This window comes from Paraburkholderia sp. (assembly GCF_036488795.1).
In the GTDB taxonomy this organism is placed as follows: Bacteria; Pseudomonadota; Gammaproteobacteria; order Burkholderiales; family Burkholderiaceae; genus Paraburkholderia.
The window spans coordinates 1-15,287 of the sequence record NZ_DASXHA010000027.1 but is presented as its reverse complement, the minus strand read 5'-3'; the positions used below and the strand labels follow the sequence as shown (position 1 = coordinate 15,287).

The window sequence follows — 15,287 nt, the reverse complement described above, 5'->3', positions numbered from 1 at the left end:
ATCGCGCGATCCGCGCCGATGGCCAGCGCCGTTCGCAGCGTTTCCTGCGCCTGCGTGACGCCCGCCGACACGGCGATCACTTCCGTCGCGACGCCTGCTTCCTTCAGACGCACCGCCTCTTCCACAGCGATTTCGTCGAACTGGTTCATCGACATCTTCACATTCGCGATGTCGACGCCCGTGCCGTCCGACTTCACGCGGACCTTCACGTTGTAATCGACCACTCTCTTGACTGGCACCAGGATTTTCATGCACACGCTCCAAAGTTACGAATACGTCAACCCAACGGACATTATAGCGACTGCCTCTCGGCGGCAGCCGCGCCGTGGGCTGGGTTACAGCGAGGATAGCGCTCCTCAGCGGCGTGACAGCAATAACGAACGGTCGTTCTATTTTAATCCCGAAAAAACCCGGGCGGCAACCCCGGGTTAAGACCTACGACTCTAATTCATGATTTGCCGTCTTCAACTGAAACAGGGAAAGAGCCTATCCGTCTTCTACTTGTGGCTCAGTCGACGCACGAGCCAATCCCCGAACGACTGCACGAGCTGCACGAACACGATCAGGATCACGACCACGGTCCACATCACGTCCGGCTCGTAGCGCTGGTAGCCGTAACGGATGCCCAGGTCGCCGAGACCGCCGCCGCCGATCGCGCCAGCCATGGCCGAATAGCCCACCAGTGACACAAAGGTGATGGTCAGACCGGCGACGACACCCGGCCACGATTCGGGCAGCAGCACCTTGAAGACAATCTGGCTGGTGGTTGCGCCCATTGCCTGAGCGGCTTCAATCAGACCACGGTCTACCTCGCGCAACGCCGTCTCGACGAGGCGCGCAATGAACGGCGCCGCGGCAATCGTCAAAGGCACGACGGCGGCGGCCGTCCCGATGGACGAGCCCACCACGAGGCGCGTGAACGGAATCACCGCCACCAGCAGGATGATGAAGGGCGTTGAACGCACGGCGTTGATCACCACGCCCATCGTGCGATTCAGCGCGACGTTCTGCAATACGCCCTGACGGTCCGTCAGATACAGCAGCACACCGAGCGGCAACCCGACCAGCGCGCCAACCAGCCCGGAGATGCCCACCATGATGAGCGTCTCCCAGAACGACTGGACGAACATATCGAACATTTCACTCAACATACGACATCTCCTCTACCACCACGCCCTGTTCGCGCAGATACGTCATGGCCTGCGCCACCATTGCCGGTTCGCCGCCCGCGAGCACCGCGAGCGAGCCGAACGCCTGGCCCTGGATCTCGTCAATCTGACCGTGCAGGATGTTGAAGTCGAGTTCGTAGCGGCGAATCGTCTCGGAGAGGATCGGCCGATCGACGCCCGAGCCGGTGAACGCGAGCCGCAGCAGATGACCACTGCCCGTCTTCAGACGCTCGGCGACACGCGCCTTCATGGCGGGCGGCAGTTCCTGGGCGATCACATCGCCGATCAGCGCGCGCGTCACTTCGTGATGCGGCTGCAGGAACACGTCGATCACCTTGCCGTCTTCGACTACGCGCCCCGCATCCAGCACCGCGACGCGATCGCAAACCTGCTTGATCACGTCCATCTGATGGGTGATCAACACGATCGTGAGACCGAGTTCGCGATTGATGCGCTTGAGCAGATCGAGGATCGAACGGGTGGTTTCGGGGTCGAGCGCGGAGGTCGCTTCGTCGGACAACAAGACTTTCGGCTTGCTCGCGAGAGCCCGCGCAATCCCGACGCGCTGTTTCTGGCCGCCGCTGATTTGCGCCGGATAGCGGTCCTTCTGCGCCGACAGACCAACGAGTTCGAGCAGGGGCACGATATTCGCCTCGATTTCGTCGCGCTTTATGCCGGCCAGTTCGAGCGGCAACGCGACGTTCTCATACACCGTACGCGAGGACAGCAGGTTGAAGTGCTGGAAAATCATGCCGATCTCGCGGCGCGCTTCACGCAGTTGCGCTGCGGACAGCGTGGTGAGATCCCGGCCGTTGACGACGATGTTGCCCTCGGTGGGGCGTGTCAGCAGGTTGATCGTACGCACCAGCGTACTCTTGCCGGCGCCGCTGCGACCGATGATGCCGAACACCTCGCCCGCGGGAATCGACAGATTGACGTTATGCAGCGCTTCGACCCAACCCCGAGGTCCGGCGAAACGCTGGGAAATATTGCGAATTTCGATCATGAAAAACGAAACGGCGGGTTTGTCAGCGAGCGTCATACGCTCCCGACAAGCGGCCGCCGTTGCTTTTATTGGGATTTGAGCCGAGATTCTACCGCAGGGTCGACATTCCCTTTAATAATCAATTCCGATCTTTTCATAACTACAAGGAATTAGAGGTCCACGCTGATGCGCGGCGCTCGCGCGTGTCACAGGCGAGCGACTATGATCGGGCGGATTAAAACTACGCCAACCGGCATAAGGGCAGCCATGGAGACAACCCAGCACCGCGACAACGTCGGGCCCGGCGCCGCTGTAACGGCACGCGCCATTGCGCCGGATACCGCGCAGCCCCTGCTTGCGACCGTCACGACGAGCGATGGCCTCGAGCTGCCGCTGTACCGCTGGCCGGCCAAGGGCACACGACGCGCGGCCATCGCGCTGCTGCATGGACTTGCCGAACACGCCGGGCGTTATGGGGCGCTCGCACAGCAACTGAACGAAGCGGGCATCGAACTGATCGCGATCGACCTGCGCGGCCATGGGCGCGCCCCGGGCAAGCGGGCGCGCATCGAACGCTTCGACGACTATCTGCTCGACGCCGCAGCGTTACTCGGCGGCGCAGCACGCGCCGCTGCCTCGCCTGGCCGGCCGCCGCTATTCCTGATGGGACACAGCATGGGCGGCGCGATTGCCGCGCTGTACGCCATTGAACGACTTCCGCATAGCGACTACACGCTAGCGGGTCTGATCCTGTCGAGCCCCGCGCTTGCACCCGGCCGTGACGTGCCGCGCTGGATGCTGACCATGAGCCAGCTCATCAGCCGCGTCTGGCCCGGCTTTCCCGCGATGAAAATCGATGCGGCGCTGCTCTCGCGCAATCCGGCGATCGTCGAGGCGAACCGCCACGATCCGCTGGTGCACCACGGGTCGATTCCCGCGCGCACCGGCGCCGAACTTCTGCTGGCCATGGCGCGCATCGAACGTGGCCGCGCCAGCTTGCAGGTGCCCTTGCTGGTGTATCACGGCACCGCCGACAAGCTGACCGAACCCGACGGCAGCCGTGCGTTCGGCAAGCATGCCGGTTCGCCGGACAAGACGCTCGAACTCTACGAGGGCAGCTATCACGAGTCGATGAACGACCTCGATCGCGAGCGGGTGATCGCCGGGCTGATTGCGTGGATCGAGGCGCGGCTGGCTCGATGAGCCTGCCGTCCCTCACGCATCGAAGCTGAGACTCAGCGTGGCCAGTCCGGCGCGCGCTTGTCGATGAAAGCCTGCACGCCTTCGAGCGCCGACGCGTCCATCATGTTGCACGCCATGGTTTGGCCCGCCAGTTGATAGGCGGCTTCGACGCCCATTTCCAGCTGGCGATAGAACAGGTCTTTACCGGCGCGCACCGCCTCAACCGGTTTTGCGCAGATGCTCGCCGCCAATGAAGCGAGCGCCGCATCCAGCTCTTCGGCGGGGACCACGCGATTGACGAGACCTTGCTGGCGCGCCTGCTGGGCGTCGATGAAATCGCCGGTCAGCAGCATTTCGAGCGCCGCTTTGCGCGACAGGTTGCGCGACAGCGGCACCGACGGCGTCGCGCAAAAAAGCCCGAGGTTCACGCCCGACACCGCGAAGCGCGCCGTGTCGGCAGCGACGGCCAGGTCACACATGGCGACGAGCTGACAACCGGCCGCCGTCGCGATGCCGTGGACCCGCGCGATCACCGGCTGCGGCAAGCGCTGGATCGTCAGCATCAGCTTCGTGCAGCGCGCGAACAGAGCCTGGTAGTACGCGAGCGACGGCGTGGCCCGCATTTCCTTCAGATCGTGTCCCGCGCAAAACGCGCGACCCGCACCGGCGATTACCACGACCCGCGCGTCGCTTTGCGCGATTGCGGCGAGGTTCGTCTGCAGTTCCGCGAGGAGTGCCTCCGATAACGCGTTGAATGCCTCGGGCCGGTTCAATGTGAGGCGCGCGACGCCACGCACGCCATAGGCATCGTGCGTGAGCTCGACCAGCGCAGCCTGTGCGGATGCCGCGTGAGAGTCAGCCGCGTCAGGAGTTGGCATGTTCGCGTTCATGGTCCACCCTCCGGTTGCCTGCCCTCGATGACGAGGGCAATTTGCATCAGCGACGCTCAGATTTCCGCCAGCGCCCGCACGTGCGCCACGACGCTGCGACCGAGCGCCGACAGGTTGTAACCACCCTCAAGAGTACTGACGATCCGCCCGCGCGCATACCGGTCGGCAATCGCGCGCACCTGTTCGGTGAGCCACGTGTAATCGGATTCGACGAGGCCCATATTGCCGAGATCGTCCTCCCGATGGGCGTCGAAGCCCGCCGAGATGAAGATCATCTCCGGCTTGAACGCGTGCAGGCGCGGCAACCACATCAGGTCCACCGCCTCGCGCACTTCCATGCCTTTCGTGCGTGCCTGCATCGGCACGTTGACCATGTTCGGCGCCTGGTTGTCGGCGCCCGAAAACGGATAGAACGGATGCTGGAAGAAGCTGCACATCAACACGCGCGGGTCGCCCGAAAAAGCCGCTTCGGTGCCGTTGCCGTGATGCACGTCGAAGTCGATGATCGCAACCCGCTGCAGGCCGTGCACCTCGAGCGCATGACGCGCGGCGATCGCCACGTTGTTGAAAAAGCAGAAGCCCATCGCACGGGCCGGCTCCGCGTGATGGCCGGGCGGCCGCACGCTGCAAAATGCGTTGTCGTAACGGCCTTCGATCACGGCGTCGGTGGCGGCCACCGCGGCGCCCGCCGAGCGCAATGCCGCCTGCCACGTGTGCGGATTCATCGACGTGTCCGGATCGATCTCGGCGTAGCCCGTCTCCGGCGCACGGCTGCGGATGTAATCGATGTGCGCCTGCGTGTGCACGCGCAGCAGCGCGGCTTCGTCGGCAAGCGGCGGCGACTCGCGCTCGATCAGCGCGTCGATGCGGCTCGCGATCAGTTGATCCTCGATAGCCTGCAGGCGCGCCGGACACTCAGGATGCCATTGCCCCATCTCATGAAGCAGACAATCGGCGTGGGAATAAAAGGCTGTTGCCATGTTTCTCTTCTGCAACGCAACGCACAGCGTGCGCCGCATGTCTCCGTCCCGGGGTGCGCACACATGGCGCACCCAACACCATCAAGTTACCACACCACGCGCTGCAAACGGTCCGTAGCAATGCTTGCGCACGGTTCTGCCGGAACCGTCGGGTATACTGCCCCGAATACCTCTGTGCCTTTCTTTGCTCCCTTCGCTCCACGCCCCCAGTTCACTATGACCGTCAAGCTTGCTCTGTCCGCACGAAACCGGCTACGCACCAAGTCCGTGGCCGCCGCACTGACCGTCGCATGGTGCGTGTTCGCGGCAGCCGGTCCGGCCAACGCACAGACCGGCACCGCCAGGCAGCCGCTGCAACTGACGCAGGCCCAGCCGCAACAAGTGGTCCCGCAAGGGCAAACTTTTGAAGAAGAGATCATTCCGCAGCGCTATGCGAATAACCCGGATGTCGACGGCTTCATCAACGACATGGTCGCACGCTACGATTTCGATCCGGCCGCGCTGCATGCACTGTTTAGCCGCGTGAGCTACTCGCAGACGGCGATCAAGCTCGTCACGCCGTCGCCCACGCCTTCGATCAAGAACTGGCGCGTCTACCAGTCACGCTTCCTCGACCCGGTTCGCATCAATGCGGGCGTACGTTTCTGGCGTAACAACCAGGCCACGCTGCAGCGCGCGTACGAAGAGTTCGGCGTGCCGCCGGAGGTGATTGTCGGCATCCTCGGTGTGGAGACCATCTACGGCCGCTTCATGGGCAACTTCCGCGTGCTCGATGCACTGACCACGCTCGCCTTCGATTACCCGAACACGCCGAATCGCGCTGACCGCGAACAGACCTTCCGCAAGAATCTGGAAGACTATCTGGTCTGGACGCGCGACTCGCAGATCGACCCGACCAGCGTGCTCGGGTCGTACACCGGCGCGATCGGCATTCCGCAATTCCTGCCGAGCAGCATCCTGCAGTACGCAATCTCGTACGACGGCAACAAGCAGATCGATTTGCGCACGAGTCAGGCAGACGCGATCGGCAGCGTGGCGAACTATCTGAAGCAGAACGGCTGGGAAAATGGCCGGCCGGTGGTGTGGAATATCGCCTCGGACGCCGGCAGCATTGGCATTGCGCAAGCTGCCGCCGACGGACAACCCGAACCGCACTGGCCGCTGCAACAATTACTGCGCGCCGGGATGCTGATGAATCAACCCGGGTTGGATATGGCCTCGGAAGCGGGCACGCCGGTCACGATCGTCGACCTGCCGTCGCCCGGCTTGCCTACCGAATACCTGCTGGGCCTGAAGAACTTCTACGTCATCACGCGCTATAACCGCAGCTTCTTCTACGCGCTGGCGGTGTATCAGCTTGGCCAGAAGGTGAAAGCCCAGATGCAGGCGTCAGGGGATCTGGATAGCAACGGCGCGCCGACGGCCATGCCGCCGGGCGTTGCGCCGGGGTCGATGCCCTCCCCGGCGCCTGGCGTTGCACCGTCACCCGCACAGTTGCTCGCGCCGCCTCAGGTGCCCTCGCCCTCGGCCGCCCCCACTCCCGACTCGGATTGAGCAAAACGCGTTGGGGCAATCCGGACCTTGAAGTTCGGACGCGGACCGCCCCAAAGTGAAAAAGCGCCGGTGATTGCTCACCGGCGCTTTTTTCGTGGTTCCCGCTCTGGCCGTCAGTGCCGGACTCGAACAATCATGCGGGGAACACACCCGTCGACAGATAGCGATCGCCGCGATCACAGACGACAAACACGATCGTCGCGTTCTCGACCTGCCGGGCAATCCGCAGTGCCACTTCGCAGGCGCCGCCGGACGAAATGCCGGCGAAGATCCCTTCAACCGACGCCATGCGGCGCGCCGTGGCTTCCGACGCAGCCTGACTTACGTTCTCGACGCGATCGACCCGGCTGCGGTCGAAAATTTTCGGCAGATACGCTTCCGGCCATTTACGAATGCCCGGAATACGCGAGCCCTCTTCGGGCTGCGCACCGATAATTTCGATGCCCTGATTCTGTTCTTTCAGATATTGCGACACGCCCATGATCGTGCCGGTCGTGCCCATGGAGGATACGAAGTGCGTGATGCGCCCTTCCGTTTCCTTCCAGATTTCCGGACCGGTGGTCTCGTAGTGAGCCACTGGGTTGTCCGGGTTCGCAAACTGGTCGAGGACAATACCCTTGCCTTCACGCTGCATCTGCTCCGCGAGGTCGCGCGCGTATTCCATGCCGCCCGTGACCGGTGTGAGCATGATCTGCGCGCCGTAGGCCGCCATGCTTTGACGGCGCTCCAGCGACAGGTCCTCCGGCATGATCAGCACCATCTTGTAGCCGCGCACAGCGGCCGCCATGGCAAGCGCAATGCCGGTGTTGCCGCTCGTGGCTTCGACCAGCGTATCGCCCGGCTTGATGCGGCCTCGGGCCTCGGCCTTCTTGATCATTGAAAGCGCGGGACGGTCCTTCACCGAACCAGCGGGATTGTTCCCCTCGAGCTTGCCAAGGATCACATTGTTGCGGCTACGGATCTCGTCGTCGGGAAGACGCACGAGCTGAACGAGCGGCGTATTGCCGATCGTATCTTCAATTGTTTTGTAAGCCATATGGGGTGCGGTGCTGTCGATGCGCAAAGTCTGCAAGCCACCGATTCTAAACCACCGCGCGCGAGCCTGCCGCGCGGCCCTGATGGTGACATGGATGCAGCCTCCCCAAAAAACCCGCGGCTGAGAACCGCGGGAGCCAGTCATCTAAATGACAGCTGAAGGAGTGACCTGTTTTGGCAGCCCCGTCCTGATGGACACGCTCGTTGCAGGCGACACGGGGGCGCAGTCGCCCGCGCACCACCCGCATGACGGCTACTTCTTCACCACCACGGCCGCACCGCCTTTCTGCGTGCCGGCTGCGCCCGTTGCCGCAGCAGCGGTCGTGGATCTGGTCTGCGCAGACGCCGCAACCTGCGCGCCAGCAGCAGCGCCAGCCGGACCGACAGCGAGACCTTCCGCCTGCAGGCGCTCGACGGTATGCCCGCCCATGCCCTTGACGCGCCTGCTGAGATCGGTCGGGTCCTTGTAAGGACCGTGCGCGTCACGCTCTTCGAGAATCGCCTTGGCCTTGGCGGGACCAATGCCCTTGATGCCGCGCAGTGCCGACTCATTGGCCGTGTTGACGTCGACCGCCGCGTAGGCGTGACCGAACGCAGCCAGCATGGCCGCGGTAACCAGAATTTTTCGAATCATGTGGAATCTCCCTCGTACTACCGGCCGACGACGATCATCGACCGGGAGATTCCAGTTTAAAGAGGCCTGCGAAGTATTTATAGCTGGCCGAACAGCCAACGCACGTAGCGATCGACGCCTTCCTGCACAGTGAGGAACGGTGCGTCATAACCGGCCGAACGCAGCTTCGTGAGGTCCGCCTGCGTGAAGCATTGATACTTGCCGCGCAGCGCATCGGGAAACGGAATGTACTCGATCAGGCCGCGCTGCACCTGCTCCGCAAGCGAGAGCGGCGGCGCGTTGTCGAGCGCGCGCAGCGTGTTCACCACCGTGCTCGCAATGTCATTGAACGGCTGCGCACGGCCGCTACCCAGATTGAAGATGCCCGACTTTTCCGGATGGTCGAAGAAGTGCAGATTGACCTTTGTTACATCTTCGACGGAGACGAAATCGCGCGTCTGCTCGCCGGCCGCATAGCCGTTGTATTCGCCGAACAGCTTGACCTTGCCTTCCGCACGGAACTGGTTGAAGTTGTGGAACGCGACCGACGCCATGCGGCCCTTGTGGGTTTCGCGCTGACCGTACACGTTGAAGTAGCGGAAGCCGGCAATCTGGCTCCCGGCGGTGGGCAAGACGCGGCGGATCACCTGGTCGAACAGGAACTTCGAATAGCCGTAGACGTTCAGCGGCTGCTCGACTTCGCGCTCTTCGACGAAGCGGCTCGAACCGCCGTACGTCGCCGCCGACGACGCATACAGGAACTGCGCGCCCTGTGCGAGGCACGCGTCGAGCACGCCCCGGCTGTAGCGGAAGTTGTTGTCCATCATGTAGCGGCCGTCGGTTTCCATCGTGTCCGAACAGGCGCCTTCGTGGAATACCGCACGCACCTTGCCGAAGTCGCCGCGCGTAAAGCGTTCGACGAATTCGGTCTTGTCGAGATAATCGTCGATCTCGCAATCGACGAGGTTCTTGAACTTGTCGGCGCGCGTGAGGTTGTCCACGGCGATGATGCGATGTTCACCGCGCTCGTTGAGCGCCTTCACGAGATTGCTGCCGATAAAGCCGGCCGCGCCGGTGACGATGAGGGTCATGGTCGTCCTGCGATAAGGAGGGTCATGTGCTGTCAGCCGCTCGCGCCGCAAGCGGGCGCGAGGCAGCCCGCAGCATCAGGGAAAAAGTTCGTCGTAGTCGACGGTGGCGGTGCCGAGCTTGCCGACCACGATGCCGGCCGCGCGGTTCGCGAGTGCCACGGCATCGACGAGCGACAGGCCCGCGCCGAGCATCACGGCGAGCGTGGCGATCACGGTATCGCCCGCACCCGACACATCATACACTTCGCGTGCGACGGCCGAAGCGTGCAGGATGCCGTCGTCCGAGAAGAGCGTCATGCCTTCTTCGGAGCGCGTCAGCAGCAACGACTTGAATTCGAGTTCGGCGCGCAGCCCGGTCACGCGCGCGATCAGGTCCTCTTCGGACTTCCACTGGCCGACCACTTCGCGCAGTTCCGCGCGGTTCGGCGTGATCAGCGTCGCGCCACGGTAGCGCTCCCAATCGTCGCCCTTCGGATCGACCAGCACCGGCTTGCCCGCGGCGTGCGCCTTCGCGATCATCTGCGTGACGTGCGTGAGGCCGCCCTTTGCATAGTCGGACATCAGGATCACGTCGTGCGTCGCCAGCAGTTCGTCGAAGCGGGCGAGACTCGCCAGCAACACCTCGTGCGTCGGCGTGTTTTCGAAGTCGACGCGCAGCAACTGTTGCTGACGCGACAACACGCGTAGCTTGATCGTGGTCAACAGCGAAGGATCGCGCTCCAGATGGGGCACCACGCCGCTGTCGCCGAGCAGCTGGATGATGCGCTCGCCCGGTTCATCATGGCCCACCACACACAACAGTCCCGATTGCGCGCCGAGCGCGACCGCATTGCGTGCCACGTTCGCCGCGCCGCCCAGGCGGTCTTCCTGCTTCTGCACGTGGACTACCGGCACTGGCGCTTCCGGCGAGATACGGTTGACGTCGCCGAACCAGTAACGGTCGAGCATCACGTCGCCCACCACCAGCACCCGCGACGTAGCGAGCCGCTCGCGCGGCACGACGCTAAGCGCGGGAGCGGCCACAGCTGCTTCGTTCATGATCTCAGGCATCAGTTGAGAGTTCGGAGGGTTGGGCATAAGGACGTCCGATCGCGTGGTAGTCAATGCCCAGTTCGGTCATTGCTTCCGGTTCGTACAGATTGCGGCCGTCGAAAATCAGCGGCGACTTCAGCACCGATTTCAGATGCAGGAAGTCCGGGCTCTTGAACTCCTTCCATTCAGTGACGATCACCAGCGCGTCGGCGCCGGTCAGCGTTTCGTCCTGGGTGCTCGTGAAGTGCAGACGAGCGAGCTGCTCCGGCGCGCCGTGCAGGTCGAGTGCGAACACCCGGCGCGCTTCGGTGACCGCGACCGGATCGTAGGCACGCACGCTCGCGCCGCGCGCCAGCAATTGCGCGATGATGCGGCGGCTCGGCGCTTCGCGCATGTCGTCCGTATTCGGCTTGAATGCGAGGCCCCAGACGGCGAAGGTGTGCCCACTCAGATCCTCGCCCAGCTTGCGCGTGATCTTGCGCACCAGCACTTCCTTCTGCTCGGTATTGACCGCTTCGACCGCTTCGAGGATGCGCAGATTGTGGCCGCTTTCGCTCGCCGTGCGCACCAGCGCCTGCACGTCCTTCGGGAAGCAGGAGCCGCCGTAGCCGCAGCCGGCGTATAAAAAGTGATAGCCGATGCGCGGGTCCGAGCCGATGCCGCGGCGCACGGCTTCAATATCCGCACCGACACGGTCTGCCAGATTCGCCATTTCGTTCATGAACGAAATGCGTGTGGCGAGCATGGCGTTGGCCGCGTACTTGGTGAATTCCGCGGAACGGACGTCCATGTAGAGCGTGCGTTCGTGGTTGCGGTTAAACGGCGCGTACAGGCGTTTCATGAGTTCGCGGGCGCGCTGTCCCGCTTCGTCTTCGTCATGGCCGAGCACGATGCGATCGGGGCGCATGAAGTCGTCGACGGCGGCGCCTTCCTTCAGAAACTCGGGATTCGACACGACCGAGAACCGGTGTTGCTCGCTGTTGCCGAGGCCTCGCCGCGCCAGTTCTTCTTCGACGACCGCGCGCACGCGCTGCGCCGTGCCGACCGGCACCGTCGATTTGTCGACGATCACCTTGAAGCCGTTCGTGGTGCGGCCGATATTGCGGGCCGCTTCGAGCACATACTGCAGGTCGGCCGAACCGTCTTCGTCGGGCGGCGTGCCGACCGCGATGAACTGCACGTCGCCGTGCGCCACGCTGGCGTCGACATCCGTGGAAAACGTGATGCGCCGTGCCGCGCGGGTGCGCTTGATGATTTCCTGCAGACCCGGCTCGTGAATCGGCACGCCGCCGTTGTTGAGAATTTCGATCTTGCGCGGATCGACGTCCAGACAGAAAACGTCGTGGCCGATTTCAGCGAGGCACGCCCCAGTGACAAGGCCGACATACCCCGTGCCGATGATGGTGATTTTCATACGCGTTCCGGTAATGGGTTCCGGTGATGGTTTCCGGTAGTGGATCCGGCGATGATTGCCCTATGCGAACCACATAAGCTGCATGTCAAATACGCGCCCCCTGCGCGCCGGCGGCCGGCGAGGCCGGGGCCGTTACGCAACGGGCGCCGCGGGCTCAGCTCGACGCCGTAATCGGCTCGACCCGGCGTGGTGCATAGGTTTCCCAACCACTGCAACCCGGACACTGCCAGTAGAAAAGTCGTGCCCGGAAACCGCAATTCTGGCACGTATACCGTGGCAGATTTTTGGTGCGCTGCCTGATCAGCGTGCGCATCAGTTCCAGCTCACTGCGCCGCGGCTCTTCCGCGGCAGCCTGCTGTGCTTCCAGCAGCCGCGTCATGCCGGCGAGATTCGGCGATTTCTGCATTTGCGTACGCGCGAGCGCGTGCGCCGCGTCCTGCCCGCGCAACGCGGCGACGTGCTGGTATGCGACATCGAGCAGGTCGTTCGACGGATAGCGGTCGACCCAGCTGGTGAGCAGGTCCGCCCCCTCTTCCGCCCGGCCCAGCGCCTCGTAAGCCTTCATGAGCTTCTCGGCCACGAGCGGCAAATACGAGGAATTCTGCTCCTCCACGCGCAGCCAGTGCCGGATGGCGCCGTCCAGCGTGCCGCCGGCCATGTCCACATCGCCGAACAGGATGGTCGCGCGAACACTGTGCGGATTGGCCTTCAGCGCCAGATCCAGCTGGCGGCGCGCCTCGTCCGGCTTCTTCTGTTGCAGCGCCTCGTGCGCCAGTTCACAGTGAAACTGGGCGATTTCCTTGTCGAGCGATTCCGCGCCCATGGTTTCAAGATGCTTCGCCGTGTCGATTGACTTGTTCCAGTCCTTCTCGATCTCGTAGATGGTCAGCAGCGCGCGCTGCGCGCCCAGCGCGTAATCGCCCACTTCGAGCGAACGGAAGGTTTCCTCGGCGCGGTCGAGCAAGCCGGCCTTCAGAAAGTCCTGGCCCAGTTCATACAGCGCATGATCGCGCTCGTTGACCGGCAGATCGACGCGACTCAGCAAGTTCTGATGGACGCGAATGGCGCGGTCGGTCTCGCCGCGGCGGCGAAACAGATTGCCGAGCGCAAAGTGCAATTCGATGGTTTCCGGATCGAGCTTGACGACTTCGATGAACGCATCAATGGCTTGATCCGGCTGTTCATTGAGCAGGAAATTGAGGCCGCGGAAATACGAACGCGGCAGGTTGGCGCTCTCGGACAGCAGCGTTTTGAGGTCGTAACGCGCGGCCATCCAGCCGAACGCGAAAGCGACGGGTACGATGAGCAGCCACCAGAAGTCTAGATCCATGCGATTGGTCGGGAGTACAGAAACGAAAGCCGCGTGCGGCAAGCGCGCGGCGTGGGAAGGCCTAGATCAGCGGCGGTAGCGGCGGTTGTTCGACCACCACCGGGGTCTCGCGCGCCACGCGCAGCTCGCGCTTCAGCCGGCCGTTTTCGAGCCGAAGGCGAAACACCGCGGGCAGCGCCGACACCAGTCCGGCCAGCAGACCGACCACGAAGAACGCGAGGCCAATCAGGATCAGCGGTGCGGACCACGCATAGCCAGCGAGGAAATTCAGCGTAGCGGTTTGCGTATTGGAGAGCGCGAGCACCAGCAGCAGCACAAACACCAGAACGCGGATCAGCCAGACGATAAATTTCATGTATAGGTCTCTTGACGGCGGTTGCTGGAGTGACGCCGGCCTGATGACGCGCGTCGCGCCACGGTGTTGCCGCGCCGAAGTGACCCGTATTGTAAAGGAAGCCCTCGCGGCTGGGCAGAACCCGCGCGTTTGCTGGAGCTTACGCGCGGTTCACCTCGCGCCTGCCAACCTGCGAGGTCAAAACGGGGGCGAAAAAAAAGCGCCCGGAGGCGCTTCTTCTGGTCTTTTGCCGTCTGGCTTTGGCCGCTGACGCTAGTGGCACCTTGCTGCGACGCAGCGAGGTGCTTACAGATCGTCGTCCGGCTCTTCGTCCTTCAACGGCTCGCCCGCGCGACGATCCACCCGCTCGCGCAACTCCTTGCCGGGCTTGAAGTGCGGTACGTACTTCTCAGGTACCAACACCTTCTCGCCCGATTTCGGGTTGCGCCCGACACGGGAAGGACGACGGTTGAGGCCGAAGCTGCCGAAGCCACGAATTTCGATGCGATGGCCATTGGCAAGTGCCTCCGACATCGCATCAAGCATCGTCTTCACCGCGAAATCCGCATCTTTCAAAACAAGCTGCGGAAATCGCGTGGCCAGCTGGGCGACCAGTTCCGATTTGGTCATACTGCAGCAGACCCCTTAAGGCTTACTGGTTCTGGCCGTCAAGCTTGGCCTTCAGCAGCGCGCCGAGGTTCGTCGTGCCGGTGGCAGCCGAGCTGGAATCCGACGAAGCCAGGCCGCGGATCGCTTCCTGTTGCTCAGCCGAATCCTTGGCCTTGATGGACAGGTTGATACCACGCGACTTGCGATCGATGTTGATGATCATCGCGTTGACCTTGTCGCCTTCCTTCAGCACGTTGCGGGCATCTTCCACGCGGTCCTGGGCGATTTCCGAAGCGCGCAGGTAGCCTTCGACTTCCGCCGACAGCTGAACCACAGCACCCTTCGCATCTACCGTCTTGACCACGCCGTCGACGATCGAACCCTTGTCGTTCATTGCAACGAAGTTGCTGAACGGGTCGCCTTCGAGCTGCTTGATACCCAGCGAAATGCGTTCCTTCTCGACGTCGATGCCGAGAACGATCGCTTCCACTTCGTCGCCCTTCTTGTACTTGCGAACGGCTTCTTCGCCCGTTTCCGACCACGACAGATCCGACAGGTGAACCAGACCGTCGATGCCGCCAGGCAGACCGATGAAGACGCCGAAGTCGGTGATCGACTTGATTGCGCCTTGCAGCTTGTCGCCCTTCTTGAAGTTGCGGCTGAAGTCGTCCCACGGGTTCGGCTTGCATTGCTTCATGCCGAGGCTGATACGGCGGCGGTCTTCGTCGATTTCGAGAACCATGACTTCGACTTCGTCGCCCAGCTGCACAACCTTCGACGGTGCAACGTTCTTGTTCGTCCAGTCCATTTCCGACACGTGAACCAGGCCTTCGATGCCCGATTCCACTTCGACGAATGCGCCGTAGTCGGTGATGTTGGTGACCTTACCGAACAGGCGCGTGCCCGACGGGTAACGGCGGGAAATGCCTTCCCACGGATCGTCGCCCAGTTGCTTGATGCCCAGCGAGACGCGGTTCTTCTCTTGATCGAACTTGAGGATCTTCGCGGTCACTTCCTGGCCAACCGACAGCACTTCGCTCGGGTGACGCACACGACGCCATGCGATGTC

At 63.0% G+C, this 15,287-nt stretch carries 16 protein-coding genes; 2 read left to right on the top strand and 14 right to left on the bottom strand.

What is annotated here, in order from left to right; translation table 11 throughout:
• From VGH41_RS03700 to VGH41_RS03690, 3 genes are all read right to left on the bottom strand, one after another.
• The coding region (locus tag VGH41_RS03700) for an electron transfer flavoprotein subunit beta/FixA family protein (protein ID WP_414696600.1) at nt 1-251 on the bottom strand (251 nt) is incomplete at its 3' end.
• Nucleotides 252-497: 246 nt separating this feature from the next.
• On the bottom strand, nt 498-1,151 hold the full coding sequence (locus VGH41_RS03695) for a methionine ABC transporter permease (protein ID WP_331595987.1): 654 nt from the start codon (nt 1,149-1,151) through the stop codon (nt 498-500).
• Entirely contained in the window at nt 1,141-2,175 is a 1,035-nt protein-coding gene (locus VGH41_RS03690; RefSeq protein WP_331595988.1) for a methionine ABC transporter ATP-binding protein, read from the bottom strand. The genes VGH41_RS03695 and VGH41_RS03690 overlap by 11 nt, the downstream gene beginning before the upstream one ends.
• A gap of 246 nt (nt 2,176-2,421) precedes the next feature.
• Here VGH41_RS03690 and VGH41_RS03685 point away from each other — a divergent pair, with 246 nt between their 5' ends.
• Nucleotides 2,422-3,357, top strand: a complete 936-nt coding sequence (locus VGH41_RS03685; RefSeq protein ID WP_331595986.1) for a lysophospholipase — start codon at nt 2,422-2,424, stop codon at nt 3,355-3,357.
• A gap of 32 nt (nt 3,358-3,389) precedes the next feature.
• On the opposite strand, the gene VGH41_RS03680 is transcribed toward VGH41_RS03685, so the two are convergent.
• Both VGH41_RS03680 and VGH41_RS03675 read right to left on the bottom strand, forming a co-directional pair.
• Nucleotides 3,390-4,214, bottom strand: coding sequence for an enoyl-CoA hydratase (locus VGH41_RS03680; protein WP_414696601.1), 825 nt, complete (start codon nt 4,212-4,214; stop codon nt 3,390-3,392).
• 68 nt (nt 4,215-4,282) lie between these two features.
• Nucleotides 4,283-5,206, bottom strand: a complete 924-nt coding sequence (locus VGH41_RS03675; protein WP_331595984.1) for a histone deacetylase family protein — start codon at nt 5,204-5,206, stop codon at nt 4,283-4,285.
• 216 nt (nt 5,207-5,422) lie between these two features.
• On the opposite strand from VGH41_RS03675, the gene mltB reads away from it, so the two are divergent.
• A complete protein-coding gene (gene mltB / locus VGH41_RS03670; protein ID WP_331595983.1) occupies nt 5,423-6,760 on the top strand; it encodes a lytic murein transglycosylase B in 1,338 nt (445 codons plus the stop codon).
• Nucleotides 6,761-6,893: 133 nt separating this feature from the next.
• On the opposite strand, the gene cysM is transcribed toward mltB, so the two are convergent.
• From cysM to VGH41_RS03625, 9 genes are all read right to left on the bottom strand, one after another.
• Complete coding sequence (cysM, locus tag VGH41_RS03665) at nt 6,894-7,796, bottom strand: cysteine synthase CysM (protein ID WP_331595982.1); 903 nt, start codon at nt 7,794-7,796, stop codon at nt 6,894-6,896.
• 252 nt (nt 7,797-8,048) lie between these two features.
• The gene (locus tag VGH41_RS03660; RefSeq protein WP_331595981.1) at nt 8,049-8,429 is read right to left on the bottom strand and encodes a ComEA family DNA-binding protein; all 381 of its coding nucleotides are present in this window, start codon (nt 8,427-8,429) and stop codon (nt 8,049-8,051) included.
• 77 nt (nt 8,430-8,506) lie between these two features.
• The gene (gene rfaD / locus VGH41_RS03655) at nt 8,507-9,499 is read right to left on the bottom strand and encodes an ADP-glyceromanno-heptose 6-epimerase (RefSeq protein ID WP_331595980.1); all 993 of its coding nucleotides are present in this window, start codon (nt 9,497-9,499) and stop codon (nt 8,507-8,509) included.
• Nucleotides 9,500-9,574: 75 nt separating this feature from the next.
• Entirely contained in the window at nt 9,575-10,576 is a 1,002-nt protein-coding gene (rfaE1, locus tag VGH41_RS03650) for a D-glycero-beta-D-manno-heptose-7-phosphate kinase (RefSeq protein ID WP_331595979.1), read from the bottom strand.
• Nucleotides 10,542-11,945, bottom strand: coding sequence for a UDP-glucose/GDP-mannose dehydrogenase family protein (locus tag VGH41_RS03645; protein WP_331595978.1), 1,404 nt, complete (start codon nt 11,943-11,945; stop codon nt 10,542-10,544). Before VGH41_RS03645 ends, rfaE1 begins: the two co-directional genes overlap by 35 nt.
• Before the next feature lie 154 nt (nt 11,946-12,099).
• On the bottom strand, nt 12,100-13,275 hold the full coding sequence (gene lapB, locus VGH41_RS03640) for a lipopolysaccharide assembly protein LapB (RefSeq protein WP_331595977.1): 1,176 nt from the start codon (nt 13,273-13,275) through the stop codon (nt 12,100-12,102).
• Nucleotides 13,276-13,336: 61 nt separating this feature from the next.
• A complete protein-coding gene (locus VGH41_RS03635; RefSeq protein ID WP_331595976.1) occupies nt 13,337-13,630 on the bottom strand; it encodes a LapA family protein in 294 nt (97 codons plus the stop codon).
• A 285-nt stretch (nt 13,631-13,915) separates the two neighbouring features.
• Complete coding sequence (locus tag VGH41_RS03630; protein WP_094779754.1) at nt 13,916-14,239, bottom strand: integration host factor subunit beta; 324 nt, start codon at nt 14,237-14,239, stop codon at nt 13,916-13,918.
• A gap of 22 nt (nt 14,240-14,261) precedes the next feature.
• Nucleotides 14,262-15,287 (bottom strand): 30S ribosomal protein S1 (locus VGH41_RS03625; RefSeq protein WP_331595975.1); only part of this gene is annotated, 1,026 nt, incomplete at its 5' end.

Excerpts from the sequence above, each read along its gene's own strand:
- VGH41_RS03660 (WP_331595981.1), bottom strand. The coding sequence starts at position 8,429 with ATGATTCGAAAAATTCTGGTTACCGCGGCCATGCTGGCTGCGTTCGGT.
- mltB (WP_331595983.1), top strand. The coding sequence starts at position 5,423 with ATGACCGTCAAGCTTGCTCTGTCCGCACGAAACCGGCTACGCACCAAG.
- cysM (WP_331595982.1), bottom strand. The coding sequence starts at position 7,796 with ATGGCTTACAAAACAATTGAAGATACGATCGGCAATACGCCGCTCGTT.
- VGH41_RS03645 (WP_331595978.1), bottom strand. The coding sequence starts at position 11,945 with ATGAAAATCACCATCATCGGCACGGGGTATGTCGGCCTTGTCACTGGG.
- VGH41_RS03685 (WP_331595986.1), top strand. The coding sequence starts at position 2,422 with ATGGAGACAACCCAGCACCGCGACAACGTCGGGCCCGGCGCCGCTGTA.
- rfaE1 (WP_331595979.1), bottom strand. The coding sequence starts at position 10,576 with ATGCCCAACCCTCCGAACTCTCAACTGATGCCTGAGATCATGAACGAA.
- VGH41_RS03630 (WP_094779754.1), bottom strand. The coding sequence starts at position 14,239 with ATGACCAAATCGGAACTGGTCGCCCAGCTGGCCACGCGATTTCCGCAG.
- VGH41_RS03690 (WP_331595988.1), bottom strand. The coding sequence starts at position 2,175 with ATGATCGAAATTCGCAATATTTCCCAGCGTTTCGCCGGACCTCGGGGT.
- VGH41_RS03635 (WP_331595976.1), bottom strand. The coding sequence starts at position 13,630 with ATGAAATTTATCGTCTGGCTGATCCGCGTTCTGGTGTTTGTGCTGCTG.
- VGH41_RS03695 (WP_331595987.1), bottom strand. The coding sequence starts at position 1,151 with ATGTTGAGTGAAATGTTCGATATGTTCGTCCAGTCGTTCTGGGAGACG.
- rfaD (WP_331595980.1), bottom strand. The coding sequence starts at position 9,499 with ATGACCCTCATCGTCACCGGCGCGGCCGGCTTTATCGGCAGCAATCTC.
- lapB (WP_331595977.1), bottom strand. The coding sequence starts at position 13,275 with ATGGATCTAGACTTCTGGTGGCTGCTCATCGTACCCGTCGCTTTCGCG.
- VGH41_RS03680 (WP_414696601.1), bottom strand. The coding sequence starts at position 4,214 with ATGCCAACTCCTGACGCGGCTGACTCTCACGCGGCATCCGCACAGGCT.
- VGH41_RS03675 (WP_331595984.1), bottom strand. The coding sequence starts at position 5,206 with ATGGCAACAGCCTTTTATTCCCACGCCGATTGTCTGCTTCATGAGATG.